Here is a 2496-nt window from a genome sequence, read left to right as displayed (position 1 = left end):
AGGGAGAGGCCGGGCGCGCGGTTCTATGTTGGCGAATGAGGCAATCCGCCTCGTTCTCCAGCAGGAGCCGAATCATGACCTCCTCCCAACCAGCCGTCAGCCCGCTGCGCCAGCGCATGATCGACGATATGCGCATGCGTCAGCTTTCTCCGAAGACCCAGTACGCCTATCTGAGGGTCGTGCGAGAGTTCGCCCGGTTTCTCCACCGCTCTCCCGACACCGCTTCCGCCGAGGACCTGCGACGCTACCAGTTGCACCTGGTCGATCACGGTACCTCTCCGGTTTCTCTCAACGCCGCGATCACCGGGCTGAAGTTCTTCTTCGAGATCACGCTCAGGCAGCCCGAACTGATGGCTCGCATGCAGCCGGTGCGCGTGCCCCGTGTGCTGCCCGTCGTCCTAAGCCCCGATGAGGTCCGCCGGCTCATTGCCGCGGCGGGCAATCTCAAGCACCAGACTGCGCTCTCGGTTGCCTACGGCGCCGGCCTGCGCGCGAGCGAAGTGGTCGCGCTGAAGGTCGGCGACATTGACAGCCAGCGCATGACGCTGCGCATCGAGCAGGGTAAGGGCCGCAAGGATCGCTACGCGATGCTCTCGCCCGTGCTGCTCGAACGCCTGCGCGTCTGGTGGCGCGTCGCGCGGGCCCAGGGGAAGATGCTCGATGGTGGCTGGCTGTTTCCGGGCATGGATCCGGTCAACCCACTGACCCCAAAGCAGCTCAACCGCGCAATACACGCCGCTGCCGTGACTGCGCAGATCGACAAGCGCGTGTCCATGCACACGCTGCGTCACAGCTTCGCCACCCATCTTCTGGAACAGAAGGTCGACATCCGCGTCATCCAGGTGCTGCTCGGTCACAAGAAGCTCGAGACGACTGCGCTTTACGCGCAGGTGGCCACCGACCTGCTGCGCGAAGTCACCAGCCCACTGGAGCTCCTGCCCTCCGAATAGACTGGCCCCGCAGGACGTCCCGTGCTTGAGGTCGCGGACATATTCCGCGCCCGCGGGCCAGCATGGCGAAACACGATACGGCTGAGCCCGGGGCAACTGAAGGTCATGTCGGCCATCGAACGGTGCCGCACGGCGGCACTGGGCGGACATGTGCTGCGCTGTTCAGGCTGCGCAAGGACAGAGGTGTCCTTCAATTCGTGCCGGGACCGGCATTGCCCGAAGTGCCAGGCCAGCGCCGCACACCGCTGGCTGGAGGCACGCCAGGCCGATCTGCTACCCATCGAATACTTCCACGTCGTCTTCACGCTTCCCGCACCCGTCAGTGCGATCGCCTAGTACAACAAACGGATCATCTACGGCCTGCTGCTCGACATCGCCGCCGACACGCTGCGCACGATCGCCGCCGATCCCCGGCACCTCGGCGCCCGGATCGGGGCCACGCTCATCCTGCACACCTGGGGCTCAGCACTCACGCATCACCCGCATGTGCACGGCATCGTACCCGGCGGCGGACTCGCGCCCGATGGCGAGCGCTGGATTGCGTGCCGGCCCGGCTTCTTCCTTCCGGTGCGCGTGCTCTCACGCCTGTTCCGGCGCCGCTTCCTCGACGCGCTCGAAGTGGCACACCGGCATGGCCAGTTGCAGTTCTTCGGCGAGTACACCGGGCTCGCGGACCCCGCCACCTTTGCCCGGTGGCTGGCACCGCTGCGTACCTGCGAATGGGTGGTCTACGCCAAGCGCCCGTTCGCCGGACCAAAGGCCGTGCTCGAGTACCTCTCACGCTACACGCACCGCGTTGCCATCTCCAACCAGCGCCTCGTCGCCTTCGACGAGCGCGGCGTGACGTTCCGCTGGAAGGACTACCGCGCGAAGGGGCGCACCCGCTACAAGACCATGACGCTCGAGGCCGGCGAATTCATGCGCCGCTTCCTGCTCCATGTCCTGCCCGGCGGCTTCCATCGTATCCGTCACTATGGACTGCTTGCCAACCCGGTGCGTCGAGCCAATCTCGCAAAGGTGCGCGAACTGCTGCATGTTGCACCCAGGCTCAGCCCGTCACCAGACGACGCTCTCATTGAACGCCGGCCCACCTTTATCTGCCACCACTGCGGCGCGCCAATGATCGTCATCGACATCCTCGCGCGCAGCGCCCCGATCCGGGCACCACCGATGCGACAGGGGCAGACATGAGCACCGCGGTTCCTCAATCTGCATGTCGAACGTCGGCTTCGCGTCAATGCGACCCACGAGCGGACGCTCGCGCACATCACTTCGCGACCTGCCTCGCGTGCCCGCGTCATCATCGCGATCGCACCTCAGCACCGCTTCGTCATCGCGTCAGTGCCCGTCCTGCATCCCGCCTGAACGCGCCGCATCCGGCACCGCTGAGCATCCTGGCCCATCAATCGCCATAGCCGCGAAGCTCCGGGCGCATCGGCGCGCCCCGCGGTTTCCTCCATCGAGGCTTATTCGACGCCTGCCAACCCGCGCAGAGGCGCCATCACATCCCTGTGGCCGATGGCAGGCATCGAATAACCCTTAACGA

1 protein-coding gene and 1 pseudogene are annotated in these 2496 nt (G+C 65.7%); both read left to right on the top strand.

Going from position 1 to position 2496, the window contains the following annotated elements:
- The first annotated feature begins 74 nt into the window (after positions 1 to 74).
- Positions 75 to 950, top strand: a complete 876-nt coding sequence (locus AB3X95_RS38855) for a tyrosine-type recombinase/integrase (RefSeq protein WP_368623998.1) — start codon at positions 75 to 77, stop codon at positions 948 to 950.
- 21 nt (positions 951 to 971) lie between these two features.
- A pseudogene (locus AB3X95_RS38850) lies at positions 972 to 2141 on the top strand (IS91 family transposase).
- Positions 2142 to 2496: the final 355 nt, after the last annotated feature.

Origin of the sequence: Paraburkholderia sp. BR13444, assembly GCF_040948755.1 — a bacterium.
Lineage (GTDB): Bacteria > Pseudomonadota > Gammaproteobacteria > Burkholderiales > Burkholderiaceae > Paraburkholderia > Paraburkholderia youngii.
This window is presented reverse-complemented; position numbering and strand designations above follow the sequence as displayed.

Coding starts and splice junctions, on each gene's coding strand:
- AB3X95_RS38855 (WP_368623998.1), top strand. CDS start 75: ATGACCTCCTCCCAACCAGCCGTCAGCCCGCTGCGCCAGCGCATGATC.